Below are 17,176 nucleotides of genomic sequence, written 5' to 3'. Positions count from 1 at the left end.
TAACCATTTGCTCCGGAGCGGCACTATGCCGACGGCGGCGGCAATCCTTGCCTGCTGGAAGCCCCGCGATGCAATGCCGCCACCGACCCGCCAAGGCGTAAGCAATTACATGCCAAGCAACCCCCGAACCGCCCCCTCCGTAGGTAGGGTATCCATGAATCGGGAGACGCGCTATGAAAGAACCTCACACAACGAAAAACAGAACAGAAAAAGGAAAAGCCCCTGCATGCAGGGGCTTGACGCACTTAGCGATGAAAAATGGCGCTAGCGCTTATCCAGCAAGCGCTAGCAGCTATAAATTTAGCAGCGTTACAGATTCGGCGCCAGCAGCCGCTCCATCACCTTTTCATCCATCCCCCGGCGCTGCGCCATGTCGTGCAGCTGGTCTTCGCCGATCTTTCCGACGTTGAAGTACAAGGCCTCAGGGTGACCGATGTAAAAACCGCTCACGCTGGCGGCGGGCATCATGGCAAGGCTTTCCGTCAGGCTCATGCCCACCTCTTCGCACTGCAGCACGCGGAACAGGTCGGTCTTGGCGCTGTGGTCGGGGCAGGCGGGGTAGCCGGGCGCGGGGCGGATGCCCTGGTACTTCTCGGCAATCATGTCGTCGCTGCTCAATTGCTCGCCTGCTGCGTAGCCCCACAGGTCGGTGCGCACGCGCTGGTGCAGGGCTTCGGCAAAGGCTTCGGCCAGGCGGTCGGCCAGGCTCTTGAACATGATGGCGGAGTAGTCGTCCAGCTGGTCGATAAACGCCTTTTCCTTTTTCTCGATCCCCAGGCCCGCCGTCACGGCGAACATGCCTGCGTAGTCGGCAATGCCGCTGGACTTGGGCGCGATGAAGTCGGCGAGACACCGGCTGGGGCGGGTCACGCCGTCAATGGTGTGCTTTTCGGCCTGCTGGCGCATGCCGTACCAGGTCATGGCAACCTCGGTGCGGGTCTCGTCGGTGTAAAACTCGATGTCGTCGTCGTTCACGCTGTTGGCAGGGTACAGGCCCATCACCCCGCTGGCGGTGAGCCAGCGGCCTTCGATGATCTTTTTGAGCATGGCCTGCGCGTCGGCAAACACGCGCGTTGCTTCCACACCCACCACCTCGTCCGTCAGGATGGCGGGGTACGGGCCGGCCAGGTCCCAGGTCTGAAAGAACGGGCCCCAGTCGATGTACTTGGCCAGCTCGGCCAGGTCGAAGTTTTTGAACACCCGACGGCCCAGGGCGCGCGGCACGGTGGGCTTGAAAGCCGCCCAATCCATGGGCGTCTTGTTGGCGCGGATTTTGGCCAGCGACCAAAGCGGCGTGGCCTTTTTGTTGGCGTGCTGGGTGCGCACCTTGTCGTAGTCGGCGTTGAGCTCTTGCACATAGGCGTCCAAGCCATCGCCCAGCAGGCTCTGCGCCACGCTCACGCTGCGCGAGGCGTCTGGCACGTAGACCACGGGGCCTTCGTAATGCGGCGCAATCTTGACGGCGGTGTGCACGCGGCTGCAGGTAGCGCCGCCGATGAGCAGCGGTATCTTCTTGATGCGAAAGTGCTCGTCCTTTTGCATCTCGCCCGCCACGTACTGCATTTCTTCGAGGCTGGGGGTGATGAGGCCCGACAGGCCCACGATGTCAGCGCCCTCAACCTTGGCGCGGGCCAAAATCTCGTGGCAAGGCACCATCACGCCCATGTTCACCACTTCAAAGTTGTTGCATTGCAAGACGACGGTGACGATGTTCTTGCCGATGTCGTGCACGTCGCCCTTGACGGTGGCGATGATGATCTTGCCCTTGCTGCGCACGTCGCGCCCGGCGGCTTCGTCCTGGCGCTTTTCTTCTTCAATGTACGGAATCAGGTGGGCCACGGCGGACTTCATCACGCGTGCGCTTTTGACCACCTGGGGCAAGAACATCTTGCCTGCGCCGAACAGGTCACCGACCACGTTCATGCCGTCCATGAGCGGGCCTTCGATGACGTGCAGCGGGCGGCCGCCCTTGGCCAATATGTCGCGGTAGGCCTCTTCGGTGTCTTCGGTGATGAAGTCGGTGATGCCGTGCACCAGCGCATGGCTCAGGCGCTCGCCCACGGTCTTGGGCGCCTCGGGCGTACCGCGCCATTCCAGCCGCTTGCTCTCGTCCTTGGCGCCACTTTTGGCGGTTTCGGCGATCTCGACCAGGCGTTCACCCGCATCGGGGCGGCGGTTGAGCACCACGTCTTCCACGCGCTCGCGCAGCACGGGTTCCAGGTCGTCGTACACGCCCACCATGCCGGCGTTGACGATGCCCATGTCCATACCGGCCTTGATGGCGTGGTACAGAAATACGGTGTGGATGGCCTCGCGCACCGGGTCGTTCCCGCGAAAGCTAAACGACACGTTCGACACGCCGCCAGACACCTTGGCGCCCGGCAGGTGCTGCTTGATCCAGCGCACGGCCTCGATGAAATCGACCGCGTAGTTGTTGTGCTCTTCAATGCCGGTGGCCACGGCGAAGATGTTGGGGTCAAAGATGATGTCTTCGGGCGGGAAGCCCACTTCATCGACCAGCACGCGGTAGGCGCGCTCGCAGATTTCGATCTTGCGCGCGTAGGTGTCGGCCTGGCCTTGTTCGTCAAACGCCATCACCACCGCAGCGGCGCCGTAGCGCTTGACGAGCTTGGCCTGGTGCTTGAACGCCTCCACGCCTTCTTTCATGCTGATGGAGTTGACGATGCCCTTGCCCTGCACGCAGCGCAGCCCGGCTTCGATCACGTCCCACTTGGAGCTGTCCACCATGATGGGCACGCGCGCAATGTCGGGCTCGGACGCAATCAGTTGCAAAAACCGCACCATGGCAGCCTTGCTGTCGAGCATGGCCTCGTCCATGTTGATGTCGATGACCTGCGCGCCGTTCTCCACCTGCTGGCGGGCCACGGCCAGGGCTTCTTCGTACTGGCCGTTCAAGATCATGCGCGCGAACGCCTTGGAGCCGGTGACGTTGGTGCGCTCGCCGATGTTGACGAACAGGGTGCCCTCGCCAATGGAGACGGGCTCCAGGCCAGACAGCTTCATGGGGGGCAACACATTTGCAGACATAAGGGCTCACTCACCTGTGCAGGAACGGCAGAAAAACAGGTGAGCGTCGTTGCGGCGGGGCATGCGGTGCCCCCAAGTGCCCAAGCCTGACGGCGACCGCCCCTGTGCGGGGTGGGCCTGCCGCTGCAACGCTCCTTGGGTGACCGGCGATTTTAAGGGCGAACGCCGCCGCCGCGTGGGCGCTCAGGCCGCCACAGGCAGTGCCGATGCAGGCAGGCCAAACGCCCGGTCAAACACCCAGTTGAAGACAAAGGTGTAGCCCAGAAAAAAAACAATCAGCGCCAGGTCCATCACAAAGGCCTGCCACAGGCTCACCTCGAACCACCAGGCAAACAGGGGCACCAGGGTGAATACCAGCCCGCCCTCGAACCCGATGGCATGCGCCACCCGCCGCGCCAGGCTGCGCCCGCGCACGGGCTGGCGGGCCTCCCAGCGCTCAAACGCCCAGTTAAACACCAGGTTCCACACCACCGCCACGACCGATGCCGCCGCCGCAATCACCCCCGAATGCCCGGCGCCCTGCCCGGTCAACTTGCTCAGGCCCCAGGTGGCGGCGGCAATGGCGATGAGCTCGTACAACGACACATAAAGAACGCGGCGCTTGGCGCCTTGCAGGCTGCGCAAGAGGGGCTGTGATTGGATTTGGGTGGACATGGGCGCCACTTTATGTGCTCCTGGCTGATATATAAAGTCAGCTTGTTTCAGATAATCTGATAGGTCGCACCCATGGCATTTTCTTCTGACAGCGTGCAGGTGTTTCTGGCTGCGCTCGACCATGGATCGTTTTCAGCCGCGGCGCGGGCGTTGTCGCGCGTGCCGTCGGCCGTCAGCATGACCATTGCGCACCTGGAGGCCGAACTGGATGTGCAGCTGTTTGACCGCAGCGGCCGCGAGCCCCGGCCCACCGCAGCGGCGCGCGCGCTGGAGCCGCAGGCGCGGCTGCTGGCCGGGCAGCTCAAGCAGCTCAATGCCCAAGCGTTGGCGCTGACGCAGGGGCTGGAAGAGCGCCTCACCTTGGCCATTGCGCCCGAACTGCTGGCCGCGCGCTGGACGGAGCCCCTGGCCGCGCTGGCGCACGAACACCCGCTGCTGCAGGTGGAGGTGCTGACCGCCCCGCAGGTCGACGCGCTGGCGCTGCTGCACAGCGGCCGCGCGCAGCTGGCGCTGGTGTTCGAGCGGCCCAGCATCGACGGGCGCGAGGGGTTTCAGGAGGTGGGCACCGAAACGCTGGTGGCCGTGATGGCGCCGCAGCACCCGGTGCTGGTGGCCGCCCGCGCCGCAGCCTTGGCGCGCGGTGCAGCGCCCGAGGCGGCCATGCTGCGCGAGGAGCACCTGACCACCACGCGCCAGATCGTGGTGGCCAGCCGCGACCTGGCGCAGACCGACCCCCGTTTTGTGTTTGCCCGCCACTACTGGCGCACCGACAACCACCTGGCCGCTCTGGGCCTGATCGAGGCGGGGCTGGGCTGGGGCTGGCAGCCGCGCGCGCTGGTGCAACCCCGCATCGCGGCAGGGACGCTGGTAGAGATGCCGTTTGAGAACCTGAGCAACGGCGCGGCGCTGTGGGTGGATGTGGTGTGGTCCAAGGAGCGACCGCTGGGCCTGGGCGCGCGGCGCTTTGTGGCGCTGATGGGAACGGCGGCCCGGACGGAGCCCCGCTGAGCTTTCCCCGCAACGCGGGGGCTGGCGGCCCTGGTGTTCCCCAAAAGGGCGGTGGTGTATTGCGATAAAAGCAAATGCGAATTGTTTGTATTTGCATGGATAATGGCGGCCTTTGATTGGCAACCCGCCCGTGCAGCCGTTGCGCAAGCCCCTTTCTTGCGGCAGTTGGCCTGGCGCGCGGCAGCCCGCCTCGCTGTTTCTTTCTACCGACCTGCACCATGCACCCCTCCCTTCTCCGGCCCGCCCGGTACTCTGCTGTGGCGCGCGCCACCCTGGCGCTGTGCGCCCTCACGGCCAGCGCTGCCATGGCCCAGACGGCCACGGCAAGCTCCACAGCCCCAGCGGGCCTAGCCGCCCCACAGGCCGACAGCACCACCACCAGCCCCGCCCTGTCTGAAGTGCAGGTGCGCGACACGTCGGCCACCCAGGGTTACCAAGGCGCCCAGCGCAACACGGCCGCCACGCGCACCGACACTCCGCTGATCGACACCCCGCAATCGGTGCGCGTGGTGCCCCAGCAGCTGATGGAGGACCTGGGCGCGACACGCCTGGCCGACACCGTGGACTACGTGAGCGGCATCACCCGCCTCAACGACTTTGGCGGCACCTGGGACAACTACGCCATTCGCGGCTTCAGCAACACCGACGGCGGCCAGCTACTCAACGGCTTTGCCTCCAACCGGGGCTATGGCCCGCAGCGCGACGTGAGCTCGGTCGAGCGCATTGAATTCCTCAAGGGCCCGGCCGCCGCCCTGTATGGCAGCAGCGAACCCGGCGGCACGCTCAATGTGGTCACCAAAAAGCCGCAGTTCACCCCTGCGCACAAGGCGGGGGTGCAGGTGGGTACGCGGGGCTATCGGCGTGCCACGCTCGACACCACCGGCCCGCTCAATGCCGATGTGGCCTACCGCCTGAACGTGGCGGCCGAGGACGGCGCCAGCCGCACCGATCTGGTGGACAACCGCAAGATGGTGGTGGCCCCCGCCATCACCTGGAACCTGAGCCCCAACACGGTGCTGAATTACGAGGCAGAGTTCATCCGCATCCGCACCCCGCTGGACCGGGGCATCGTGCAGGTCAATGGCAACGTGGGCGCCCTGCCGCGCGACCGCTACCTGGGCGACCCCAGCCGCGACAACCTGCATGTGAACGGCGACACCCACCAGGTCACGCTGGACCACGACCTGGGCCAGGGCTGGCGCACCCGCGTGGGGGCGTCGTACCGAGAGACGGATCTTTACGGTTCGGCCGTGGACCTGACCGGCACACTGCAAGCCGACGGCCGCACCCTGACGCGCCGCGACAGCTGGCGCAGCCTGCCCGCACGCGACGCATCGCTGCAGGGCGAGGTGGAGGGCAAACTGCAAGTCGGCGGCCTGACCCACACCGTACTGGCCGGTGTGGAAACCTGGCGCCTGACCGCCGCGCAGGACATCCGCTATTCCAGTCTGGCCAGCCAGCCCTTTGCCATCGACATCTACAACCCGGTCTACAACCAGCCGGTGGGCAACCTGACCCCGGGTTTTGACCTGGTGGACCGCACGCGTGCCACGGGCGTGTTTGTGCAGGACCAGATCGACCTGAGCGCAAAGTGGAAGCTGCTGGCAGGCGTGCGCTTTGACCGCTTCCACCAGGACAGCGAGAACCGGCTTGCCGCCACCCGCCAGGTGCAGGAGCACTCTGCCGCCACACCGCGCATCGGGCTCACCTACCTCGTCAACCCCAACACCTCGGTCTACGCATCGGCCGGGCGCTCGTTCCGCCCCAACGCAGGCACGGATGAAAGCGGCAAGGCGTTCGACCCTCAGAAGGGCCAGGCCCTGGAACTGGGCGCCAAGTGGCAATCTGCCGACCAACGCCTGAACGCCAGCGTGGCGCTGTTCGACATCCGCAAGACCAACGTGCTCACGCGCAGCCCCACCAACGCCAACTTCAGCATTGCGGCGGGCGAGGTGCAAAGCCGGGGCCTGGAGCTGGATGTGGCCGGTCAGATCGACACCCACTGGCGCATGACGGCCAACATGGCCTACACCGACACCGAGGTGACGCGCGACAACAACCCTGCCCTGCTGGGCAAGCGGCTGATGAACGTGCCCCGCGTGAGCGCCGGGCTGTTTGCCATCCGCGAGGACCAGGCGCCCTGGGGCGGCCGCTACGGCGTCGGCGGCGGCCTGGTGCATGTGGGCGAGCGCACCGGCACCGCTACCGACACCTACCGCCTGCCCGCCTACACCACGGCGCGCATCACGGGCTACTGGCAGATCGACAAGCGCACCCGCCTGACGCTGGACGTGCACAACCTGTTCGACAAGACCTACTACACGGCCTCGTGGGGCGCACTCACCGTGATACCGGGCCTGGGGCGCCAAGTGGTGGCGGGAGTGCAGGTGGCTTTCTAGCAAAAATAGCTGCTAGCGCTTATCCAATAAGCCCAAGCAGCTATCGTTTTTGTAACCAACTGAGCTTCAACACTGCGGAGAGGGGTTGTGCCGCGCGGGGGCCGCCGGGCTACCGCGCAGGCCTGCCGGATGAACCGATGGCGCAGGGTGTACGCTGGCTGGCCCGTGCGCCAGGCGATCTGTCGCACCTCTGTCCACACCAAGGAGCTTCTCGTGCCAGACACCCTCCCACCCACCGCCTACTTTTCTGCCCGCGACAAAACCACCGCGCAACGCTGGTCCCGCTGTCAGCCCGGCGCACCCCGGCTGCCCGGGGCGGCGGCCGCAGGCAAGGCGTTCTCTCTGGACGCGCTCGACCCAGGCGACAAGCCTTTTGCAACAGGCAGCAAGACCGAAGACAAGGCGGCGGTAGAGGCCCTGGCGGTAGAGCTGGACACGCTGCAAAACCTGTTCTACGCCGACAAACGCTACAAGCTGCTGGTGGTGCTGCAGGGCACCGATACGTCGGGCAAAGACGGCACCATCCGCGGCGTGTTTGGCCGCATGAGCGCCCTGGGCGTGCACGCCGTGGGCTGGAAGGCGCCCACAGAAACTGAGCGCGCCCACGACTACCTGTGGCGCATTCACCAGCAGGTGCCGCAGGCGGGCGACATCACGGTGTTCAACCGCAGCCACTACGAAGACGTGCTGGTGCCCGTGGTCAACGGCTGGATCACGCCGGAGCAGCACCAGCAGCGTCTGGCGCACATCAACGACTTTGAACGCATGCTCAGCGAGACGGGCACCATCGTGCTCAAGTTCTTGCTGCACATCGGCTTTGACGAGCAGCGGGAGAGGCTGCAAGAGCGCCTGGACGACCCGGCCAAGCACTGGAAGTTCAGCATGGGCGACATCGAGGTGCGCAAGCAGTGGGCGGACTACCGAGGCGCATACGACACGCTGCTGGGCGCCACCCACACACCCTGGGCGCCATGGACCATCGTGCCCGCCAACTCTAAAACGCACCGCAATTTGATGATTGCCACGGTGCTGCGCGAGGTGCTGCAGAACCTGGACCTGCGCTACCCCACGGGCGACTCGGCGCTGGAGCATTTCACGGTGGAGTAACGCTTTTCTCGTTCCGAATCAGGGGCTGCGAGTTGCGTTCGCGTGGCCGAACTGCTCAGAAAAGCTTGTGCCCGCAGTGATCGCAAAAACGGTCTGTGGGCTCCACCGCGCCGTGGCATTGTGGGCAGCTGGTGGCTGCGGGCGCAGTCGCCACCGCGGCGGGCATGGCAGACGCAATGGATTCACAGGGCTTTGCTGTCTCTGTCGCGTTCTGTTCTGCTGCAGCAGCAGATGCCGCCGCCATCGCAGGGGTCGATGAAGCGGCCACAGGTGCGGCATCGGCAGGCCGCTGCGCGTGGCTGCTCAGATCGTCCCGCACAGCGGTCGCCTGGGTCTGGGCCTTTTCCTTCATCTCCTGCACCTTGGCGTTCACATCCTTGAGCTTTTCGTCGGCGGCTTCGCGGATGTGGCCCAAATCGATCTTGGCGGAAAACTCGCACCAGGTCAGCACGCCCACCATCAGTGGCAGCAACAGCACAAACGCCGTGGCCAGCGCAAAGACCAGCGTAAAGCCCACGCCCGCGCCCACCATGTGGCCGCTCACACCGTAGCCCGACAACATGCCGGGGTTGAACTGCATGCCCATCCCAATCACGGACGCCCCTACGCCTGCCACCGTGAACGACGCGAACGACACCACGCCCATCAGCATGGACGCGAACACAACGCACAAAAGCACACCGCCCACGATCTTGCCGATGGCGGCAAACGGGTACTTGCGCGTGATGTGCCACGCAATCGACAGCGAGTGCAGCACGCGCTCGCCGTCCCAGATGGCGGGCCCGGCGATGGACGTGGCGACATACCAGGCCACCAGCGCGGCGGCCACCACCAGTACCGACACTGGCACCACCGCCACCAGCAGCACAGGGCCCAGCACCGGGATCTTGCACAGCACCAACACCACGGCCAGGCACAGCAGCACGGCCAGCGCCGCCAGGGCCATGAGCAGGCCCGCGCCCAGCAGCTTGGGCAGGCACGCGAGCCCGGCCAACAGGTAGCTGGTGTGGCTGCGGTAGGGGCGCTGGCGGGCCAGGTCCGTCAGGCAAATGCCGGCCGCACTGGTGCCCGCCATGGCGATCACAAACGCCACGATCGACAGCACCAGCGGAAACACCCAGCCCAGCCGGGCCATGAAGCCGCCCAGCGCAAAGACCAGCGCGGCCGCCAGAAATGATGCGGCCATCACGCCCAGCGCAGGCCAGCAGGTCAATGCCTCGGGCAGCCGAAAGATGGAGTACTGGCCTTCAGTGTTCAAAAGCGGTTGCTTCATGGTGTTTCCCTCAGTGGTTGTGGTTGTTGTCGTTGCACACGGGTGGGCCCGGATTGGGCTGGACAGGTCAGTTGTCGTAAGGGTCGTGGTTGCGCTGGCTCAGCGGGCATTCAGGCACCTTGCCCCAGTGGTTGCCGCAATGGCGGTGGCGAGCGCGCACCACGCACACGCCTTTGCCCAGGATGTTGGATTCACCGTCGCACTGGCGCAGGTCGGCGCGCAACGGGGCCAGCGGGTCGGGCGGCGGCAGGGGCGCGGCGGCCACTGGCGGCGGGGCAGGCACCGGCGCAGCGCCTGCGGCAGACAGGCTGGCCGGCGCCGGCGCGCGTGAGCCCGGGTGCTGCCACGGCGGGTCGTTGCTGGCGCCAGGGGCGGGCCGCTGCCGGGGTGGTGCGGGGCGGGCCGGTGCGCTGGCGACCACGGCGGGCGTTTCAAGCGGCAGTGCTGCGGCGGGCGCCACAGTGGCTGCGGGCTCGGCGGGTTCGGTGATGATCTCTTCGTCGGGCGTGCGGGCAGGGGCAGCACCAGTAGCAATGGCGGTGGTGGCAGCCACTGCAGGGGATGCCGCAGGGGCCAAAGCCACCGCGGGCGCATCGCGCAGCAACCACCAGGCCAGAGCGCCCACCAGCGCAACCCCCGCCAACGCCACACCGGCATACAGCCCCATCGGGCTGCGAGCGGGGGTGGTCTCCTGGAGGTCTTCGGCTGCCAGCGCGGCGTCGTCAAACAGCGGAGCGAGTGGCCGGGCCATGGGCGGGGGCTTGGGTGAGTCCAACGAAGTGACGCGGGGGGCCTCGGGCTCGGCCAACGGTGATACGGCCACCGGGGCATCGACGATGGCAGCGGGTAGCGCTGTGTGCGTTGCGGACATTGCGGACATTGCGTCCGTCGCGTCTGTTGTCACCGCAGCCGTTTCGACAACGTGAACCACCGGCGGCGCAGCAACTGCGGTGGGCGCTGGCAGGTCGATGTCGACTACCCAGGGCTGCGTGGGCGCCAAGGGCGGGTTCACCGGCTCTACGGGCGCTTCAATGGCCAGCGAAGGCTCAGCTTTCGCTGCGGCCACAGGGTTGACAAGCGGCACCGGGGACGAAGCGGTCTCCACCTTTGCTGGCGCGGGCGTGGGTTCTAGAGCCGGTGCCGGGCTGAAGGACGCCGGGGTGGCCGCCGGAGCGACAGCAGCCAGGGAACTACCGCATTGCCCACAAAACCGTGCCCCCGCGCGGACCGGTGCCTGGCATTCAGGGCACAACGCGGCAGACAAAGCCACCGGAGCCGCTGCGGGCGTCACAACGGGCGCGGGCAACGGCTCCGTAGCCAACGTGCCCCCACAGCGCTTGCAATGCAGGGCACCTGCGCGGTTGACGGCGGCGCAGGTCGGACAGATCACACTCATTCAATCCCCTTGTTGGCCAAGGCCAGGAACAGGTTCCAGGAAGACGGCACGCAGGTTGAAGCGCTGCGTGCACCCGGGTTGCCACACAGCGCGCTACGGCTGGGCGCGCCGCACAAGGCGGGTGGAGTCTATCGACCAAATGTTATTGATTCGTAACAAGCGCAAGCGTGGCGTGATACCTGTCGCCACTCAGCGCAGGAATCCGGCGCCACATCCGCCGCGCATAGCGCTGTCATGCGCGCGGAGTGCATGTTTTTGAACCCATGCACAAAACACATAACCCCCAAACACTCCGGCCTTAGACAGCATGAAGAGGCAGGCATAAGCTTCGCGGCTTGAACTGATCCCACAAGGAAATCAACCATGTCCTCATCCGCCGGCGCTGCCAGCCCCACCCACACCCTGCCCTCGTACCTCGATGCCACCCACCTGGGGCCCTGGGGCAACTACCTGCAGCAGGTAGACCGCGTCACCCCCTACTTGGGCAGCCTGGCGCGCTGGGTGGAAACGCTCAAGCGCCCCAAGCGCATCCTGATCGTTGATGTACCGATTGAGCTGGACAACGGCACCATCGCCCACTACGAGGGCTACCGCGTGCAGCACAACCTGAGCCGCGGCCCCGGCAAGGGCGGCGTGCGTTTTCACCAGGACGTGACGCTGTCCGAAGTGATGGCCCTGTCGGCCTGGATGTCGGTGAAGAACGCGGCGGTGAACGTGCCCTACGGCGGTGCCAAGGGCGGCATCCGCGTAGACCCCAAGAAGCTGTCGCTGGGTGAACTGGAGCGCCTGACGCGCCGCTACACGAGCGAGATCGGCCTGCTGATCGGCCCTTCCAAGGACATCCCCGCACCCGACGTGAACACCAACGGCCAGATCATGGCCTGGATGATGGACACGTATTCGATGAACACCGGCGCCACCGCTACCGGCGTGGTCACCGGCAAGCCCGTGGACCTGGGCGGCTCGCTGGGCCGCGTGGAGGCCACCGGCCGCGGCGTGTACACCGTGGGCGTGGAAGCAGCCAAGCTGACCGGCCTGGCGCTCGACGGCGCCCGCGTGGCCGTACAGGGCTTTGGCAACGTGGGTGGCATTGCAGCCAAGCTGTTTGCCGAAGCCGGCGCCAAGGTGGTGGCCGTGCAAGACCACACCGGCACCATCTTCAACAGCAACGGCGTGGACGTGCCCGCCCTGCTGGCCCACGTGAAGACGCGCGGTGGCGTGGGCGGCTTTGCCGGTGCCGATGTGATGAAGGCAGAAGAGTTCTGGGGCGTGGATTGCGAGATCCTCATCCCCGCCGCACTGGAAGGCCAGATCACCAAGGACAACGCAGGCCAGATCAAGGCCAAGCTGGTGATTGAAGGCGCCAACGGCCCCACGACCACCGAGGCCGACGACATCCTGCACGACAAGGGTGTGCTGGTGCTGCCCGACGTGATCGCCAACGCGGGCGGCGTGACGGTGAGCTACTTTGAATGGGTGCAGGACTTCTCCAGCTTCTTCTGGAGCGAGGACGAGATCAACGCCCGCCTGGTGCGCATCATGCAAGAGGCCTTTGCAGGCATCTGGCAAGTGGCGCAAGAACACAAAGTGAGCCTGCGCACTGCGACCTTTATCGTGGCCTGCCAGCGCATCCTGCATGCACGCGAAATGCGCGGCCTGTATCCATAAGCCCTGCTATGGCCCCCGTTTGAAATTCGCAGCGCTGGACACCACCAGCGCCACGAACCCAGGTGCGCCACAAGCGCCCGGCAAAGCCGCCCTCACCACAGGGCGGCTTTTTTTTGCGTGTTTCACGCGTACCGGCGCCACAGCCAGCGGTAGACCTTAGTTTGATAGCGGTTATTAATGATAGCAATGATGAAAATCACCGCACAAAATATCATTTGTGCCATTGATGCAACTTAACCACCCTAAGGCAACTCATGCGCACCAATCTGCCCGTTACACAGAGAGAATACGTCTTCTCTGCGTCAGAAACACTCCTGTCCACGACGGACCTGGACAGCCGTATCACTTACGCCAACGCTTCTTTTATCCGTACCAGCGGATACGAAGCACAGGACATGATGGGCCAGCCACACAACATGGTGAGACACCCTGACATGCCGGTAGAGGCGTTTGCTGACATGTGGCGAAGTCTGAAAGCGGGGCAGTCATGGCGTGCGTTGGTCAAGAACCGTCGGGCTGACGGTGACCATTACTGGGTGGTTGCCAATGCCGCACCCATGCGGCGGCAAGGGCGGGTGGTGGGCTATTTGTCTGCACGTACGCAGCCCACGAGGCAGGAGGTGGCCGACGCTGAAAGGTTCTACGCCCAGTTCAAGAACGGCCAAGCCAGTGGGATGAAATTCAACCGTGGATTGATCGTACGCAAGGGGCTGCTGGCCTGGATGAGTGCCGGGCAGGTTCTGCCCACGGCCTGGCGGGTGCGACTGCCGCTGCTGGCGGCTGGCGTGGTCAGCCTGGGCACGCTTTGGACCACCAACATACCTGGGGAAACGCTGGCACTGGTGACGGGGACCGTGACAGCGTGCTTGGCACTGGCCAACTGGGTGATTGAGCGCCAGGTCACCAGCCCGCTGACGCAGATCCTGAGTACCGCGCAACAAGTCGCATCCGGGGAGCGCGCCAAAGACCTGAACCTGCAGCGCACCGACGACATTGGGCTGATTGCCCGGGCCATCAACCAGGCGGGGCTGAACCTGCATTCGCTGGTGTCGGACGTGTTTGAACAAGCAAGCAGCGTGCAAGCAGCGGGTGAGCAGGCCGCGCGCGCCAGCACCGACTTGTCCAGCCGCACCGAACAAGCTGCAGCCACACTGGAACAAACCGCCGCCGCCATGGAAGAGCAAACGGCCACCATCCAACAAAATTCTGAATCTGCCAGCGAAGCGGCCAAGATCACCAAGCAGGCAGCACAGGTGGCTGACCAAAGCGGGCAAGCCATGGCCAATGTGGAAGCCACCATGGCCCGCATTAGCGCATCCAGCCAAAAGATCTCCGACATCATTCAGGTCATCGACGGCATCGCCTTTCAAACCAACATCCTCGCTCTCAATGCTGCGGTCGAAGCCGCGCGGGCCGGTGATCAGGGGCGGGGGTTCGCCGTGGTGGCCAGTGAAGTACGCAGCCTCGCAGGAAGGTCTGCTGCAGCCGCGAAGGAGATCAAAACGCTCATCGCGGAATCAGCGGGCACAGTGCAGGACGGCACACATCTCGTCAGCGATGCCAGCCAAACCCTGCGCGACTTAGTCACCCAGGTACAAAGTGTCAACAACCTTGTCGCAGAAATCACCGAGGCATCCAGAGAGCAGGCTAAGGGCATATCCCAAGTCAGCAATGCAGTGGCCCAACTGGACCAGATGACGCAGCAAAACGCCACGATGGTGGAAGAAAGCAGCGCTGCAGCCAACAGCATGGGCATACAAGCACGCCGCTTGGTGGAAGCCGTGCGAGTGTTCTCTAGCTAAGGGGCTGACGCACGGGCTTGCACTGAGCGTGTGCACCGGTACTACTGCCACGCACGGCATGGGCACCGTCAGCCCGGAGATGCTGTGGGAACGGGCGAGAGTCCGCGCCCACCTTCTGTGACGGGGCTCCAGCCGCGCGGACGCGCGCAATACCTGCAATTCGGTCGGTGACTCCACACTCAGCGCCAGACAAAACGGCAGTTCGCAAGACGCACGGCCCGCGTAGAAGCAACCCGGCGTGTCGCAATGTCCACGCTGGCGGTGGCGCTCGACCTCTTACTCATCGGGCCCATACACCAGGCTGGCTGCTGCGCCAGCCCAGGGCGCCGACTCCAGCGCCAGCAAGGCACTGCTATGCCCGACACCAGACGCTTCAGTCTGCAATATTCCCGGCACCGTGCCAGCCTGCAACACCAGGGCAAACACACCACCCGCCAGCGCCCGGGGCAGCGCCTGCAACCAGGCTGCAGGCACCCGCAGCGTGGCGGTGGATGCACGCACGCCCTGTTCGGTATGCAGCACGCCTTGCCCCACCCGCCGGGTTTGCAGCAAGGGCGAGCCTGTCTCGGAAAGCAAACCAGCCCCAGTCGTGGCGGGCCCCTGGTGTTGCGGGGACGATGCCTTTAGAAGGACATGGCAAAAAGACGATGAGAAATGCACCGCCCAGCTGGCAGCATGACCGGCATCCTGCATGTCCGCGAAATGCGCGGCCTGTATCCATAAGCCCTGCGCAACACGTTGTAAAGCCTTCGCAACCACCGGCCACATCGTGCCGGTGGCCTGCCCTCAAAACCGCCCGATGCCGCAACCCGGCTCTAGCGGTTTTTTGCATGGCAAAGCGTTGGGCAGCGCGGGTCAGGCCAGCGGCACTGGCCCCACAGCCTCGGGTGGCAACACGCCGCGCTGGGCCATGCAAAACGGTTGCACGCACGCGGCACGCGCGGCGTAAGGGCAGCCCACCGTTTCACACAGACCGGATGCGCCATTGCGCGCACGCTCGTCCTCGCGCGGCACCTGGCCGCTGGCCTGCAGCACGGTCATCTGCGTCCACGGGTCCAGTCGGCCTGTGGTCGCCTGCTGCAGCATCTCGCGCCCGTACACGGCGGCGGCGAGTTGCGGCTGCAGGTCCATGACCAGCAGCGCGCTGGTGCGCGGCGCCGCCGCATCCATGCCCTGCAGCACCAGTGCCATCACGCCCGACTGCAGCACCTGCCCGCCCCCGGCAAAAGGCACCTGCAGCGCACCTGCTGTGCTTGCCTGCATCCCTGCCGCTGGCGCCTGCTGCGCAGCCAGCCAGGGCACCGGCGCGCGCAAGGTCAGCGCCATGCCGCGCGGCCCCTCGGGTGTCAACACCACGCCCTGGCGCACCAGCCAGGTTTGCAACGGCGGCTGGTCCGCGTCCAGCGCGCCACTCTCCAGCGCCTGGGCCATGCCGATGGGCCAGGGCTGTGCGGCCACGACGCGCTGCGGGACACCCGCTTGCGCCGTCACCTGCGCCACCAGCGCGCTGACCAAACGCAGCAGCGGCGCGCCCAGCCCCGATGCGGGCCAGGCCGCGCCGCCTACGCCGGAAGCAGCTGCCGATGCGGCCGCGCTCCCAGGCGCCGCCGGGGCGCCGCTGGGCAGTGCCGGTGGTGCAGCGCGCAACGCACCCTCACCCAGTGCGCCCTGCAAGCTGCCGTTGGCCGCGCCTGCACCCCGCGGATCAAACCCCGCCGCCAGTTGCTCACGCGCCTGGGGCGAAATGCTGGCCTTGTCAGCCGGTGTGGGCAGCGGCCCGGCGGGAGGATTGGGTGATGAAACCGATGGCGGTGGAGCGCTGGGGTCGGCCCCGGACAACGGTGAGGGCGCTGCAACAGACTTGGGCTTGTCCAGTCCCAGCAACGCCGACTGCCGCTGCAACGCCGCTTCGGCCAGAAACTGGGCCACGGGAGGCAGTGCGCTGCGGGAGGGGTCGATGGGGAGGGACATGCCGGGTCTTCGGTGAATCGCCGATTCTGTAGCGATTCCCACGGCATGACCAGCGCATGGTCGTGCACGGCCCACCGGCCCATTGCGCTGCGCCATGCATCCAGCGGCCGGGAAAACCGCTGAATCAATCGCAGTGCAAAGCTATTAAATTGATAGCTATAAACCAAACATCAACAAGCGCTAGCGGCCATTTACGCTCTAAAACCCATGCAGCACCCGTCCGCTGAGCCGCTCAGTCCCCTTGAGCCCACGCTTCAAGGCAACGACTTCACACCCTCAAACGCCGCATTCAACGCAGCCTCTGCGGCCAGAAGCCGCTGCCGCGCTTCGCCCGACCACGCGCGGTCTTTGGCAAGGGTGTCCTTGGCAGCGGTCGCCATGCGCGTGACCTCCTGCGGCTGCGGCCCGCCTGTGCCGGTGCGTGTGGTCACCATGTCTGCGGGAGACAAAGCGCGGCGGAATGCGGCTTCACCCAGCGGCAGGCGCTGGTCCTTGAGGTCGTATTTCTTGCCCGCTTCGCGGTAGATGCGCACGGCTTCGGCGTACGGAAAGTCTTTCGGCCGGATGTTGCGCGCCTTGGCATACACCACAACATCCGACGCAAAGTGGTGACCCACGCGGAACGGCACGCCATGGCTGCGCTGCAGCGCCTCGGCCAGCTCCATCGAGGTGGTCCACTCGGATTCGAGTTCGTCCAACGCGCGTGCGGGGTCGATGCGCAGCGAGTCGAGCACATCGGCAAACTGCTGCAGCATCTCCACGCCCTGCACAAAGGTCTTGGCGCTGGCCGGGCTCCAGGTGTTCTTGTAGTCGATCATGCCGGGCGTGACGTTATGCGCCCGCCACAGCG

At 65.5% G+C, this 17,176-nt stretch carries 11 protein-coding genes, 2 pseudogenes and 1 riboswitch; of the genes and pseudogenes, 5 read left to right on the top strand and 8 right to left on the bottom strand.

What is annotated here, in order from left to right; genetic code table 11:
• Nucleotides 1-309: 309 nt before the first annotated feature.
• Nucleotides 310-3,024, bottom strand: a complete 2,715-nt coding sequence (gene metH / locus ACK4OE_RS00065) for a methionine synthase (protein WP_409882205.1) — start codon at nucleotides 3,022-3,024, stop codon at nucleotides 310-312.
• A 58-nt stretch (nucleotides 3,025-3,082) separates the two neighbouring features.
• Nucleotides 3,083-3,191, bottom strand: a riboswitch (S-adenosyl-L-homocysteine riboswitch).
• Nucleotides 3,192-3,231: 40 nt separating this feature from the next.
• Nucleotides 3,232-3,702 carry a PACE efflux transporter gene (locus ACK4OE_RS00060; protein WP_409882204.1) on the bottom strand — a complete coding sequence of 157 codons (471 nt, stop codon included), beginning with the start codon at nucleotides 3,700-3,702 and terminating at the stop codon, nucleotides 3,232-3,234.
• Between the two features lie 72 nt (nucleotides 3,703-3,774).
• Here ACK4OE_RS00060 and ACK4OE_RS00055 point away from each other — a divergent pair, with 72 nt between their 5' ends.
• The 3 genes from ACK4OE_RS00055 (at nucleotide 3,775) to ACK4OE_RS00045 (ending at nucleotide 8,216) form a co-directional block, all read left to right on the top strand.
• Nucleotides 3,775-4,710: a LysR family transcriptional regulator gene (locus ACK4OE_RS00055; protein ID WP_409882203.1), complete on the top strand. Its 936-nt coding sequence runs from the start codon at nucleotides 3,775-3,777 to the stop codon at nucleotides 4,708-4,710.
• Between the two features lie 218 nt (nucleotides 4,711-4,928).
• Nucleotides 4,929-7,109, top strand: coding sequence for a TonB-dependent siderophore receptor (locus ACK4OE_RS00050; RefSeq protein ID WP_409882202.1), 2,181 nt, complete (start codon nucleotides 4,929-4,931; stop codon nucleotides 7,107-7,109).
• A gap of 213 nt (nucleotides 7,110-7,322) precedes the next feature.
• Nucleotides 7,323-8,216 (top strand): PPK2 family polyphosphate kinase, encoded by an 894-nt coding sequence (locus ACK4OE_RS00045; protein ID WP_409882201.1) that lies wholly within the window; start codon nucleotides 7,323-7,325, stop codon nucleotides 8,214-8,216.
• A 55-nt stretch (nucleotides 8,217-8,271) separates the two neighbouring features.
• Here the strand turns inward: ACK4OE_RS00045 and ACK4OE_RS00040 are convergent, their stop codons facing one another.
• The 3 genes and pseudogenes from ACK4OE_RS00040 to ACK4OE_RS00030 form a co-directional block, all read right to left on the bottom strand.
• The gene (locus ACK4OE_RS00040; protein ID WP_409882200.1) at nucleotides 8,272-9,489 is read right to left on the bottom strand and encodes a zinc ribbon domain-containing protein; all 1,218 of its coding nucleotides are present in this window, start codon (nucleotides 9,487-9,489) and stop codon (nucleotides 8,272-8,274) included.
• Between the two features lie 67 nt (nucleotides 9,490-9,556).
• The gene (locus ACK4OE_RS00035) at nucleotides 9,557-10,555 is read right to left on the bottom strand and encodes a hypothetical protein (protein ID WP_409882366.1); all 999 of its coding nucleotides are present in this window, start codon (nucleotides 10,553-10,555) and stop codon (nucleotides 9,557-9,559) included.
• Between the two features lie 123 nt (nucleotides 10,556-10,678).
• Nucleotides 10,679-10,885: pseudogene (locus tag ACK4OE_RS00030) on the bottom strand (double zinc ribbon domain-containing protein); the annotation flags it as partial.
• Between the two features lie 363 nt (nucleotides 10,886-11,248).
• Between ACK4OE_RS00030 and ACK4OE_RS00025 the strand changes: the two are divergent.
• Nucleotides 11,249-12,553 (top strand): Glu/Leu/Phe/Val family dehydrogenase, encoded by a 1,305-nt coding sequence (locus ACK4OE_RS00025; RefSeq protein WP_409882199.1) that lies wholly within the window; start codon nucleotides 11,249-11,251, stop codon nucleotides 12,551-12,553.
• 254 nt (nucleotides 12,554-12,807) lie between these two features.
• The gene (locus tag ACK4OE_RS00020; protein ID WP_409882198.1) at nucleotides 12,808-14,355 is read left to right on the top strand and encodes a methyl-accepting chemotaxis protein; all 1,548 of its coding nucleotides are present in this window, start codon (nucleotides 12,808-12,810) and stop codon (nucleotides 14,353-14,355) included.
• Between the two features lie 276 nt (nucleotides 14,356-14,631).
• Here the strand turns inward: ACK4OE_RS00020 and ACK4OE_RS00015 are convergent, their stop codons facing one another.
• From ACK4OE_RS00015 to ACK4OE_RS00005, 3 genes and pseudogenes are all read right to left on the bottom strand, one after another.
• Nucleotides 14,632-14,907 carry a hypothetical protein gene (locus tag ACK4OE_RS00015; protein ID WP_409882197.1) on the bottom strand — a complete coding sequence of 92 codons (276 nt, stop codon included), beginning with the start codon at nucleotides 14,905-14,907 and terminating at the stop codon, nucleotides 14,632-14,634.
• Nucleotides 14,908-15,210: 303 nt separating this feature from the next.
• The gene (locus ACK4OE_RS00010; RefSeq protein WP_409882196.1) at nucleotides 15,211-16,326 is read right to left on the bottom strand and encodes a hypothetical protein; all 1,116 of its coding nucleotides are present in this window, start codon (nucleotides 16,324-16,326) and stop codon (nucleotides 15,211-15,213) included.
• A gap of 254 nt (nucleotides 16,327-16,580) precedes the next feature.
• Nucleotides 16,581-17,176: pseudogene (locus ACK4OE_RS00005) on the bottom strand (argininosuccinate lyase); the annotation flags it as partial.

The organism is Acidovorax sp. (assembly GCF_046314175.1).
In the GTDB taxonomy this organism is placed as follows: Bacteria; Pseudomonadota; Gammaproteobacteria; order Burkholderiales; family Burkholderiaceae_C; genus Acidovorax.
Note: the sequence above shows the minus strand (reverse complement) of the source record. Positions and strands in the feature narration are given on the sequence as shown.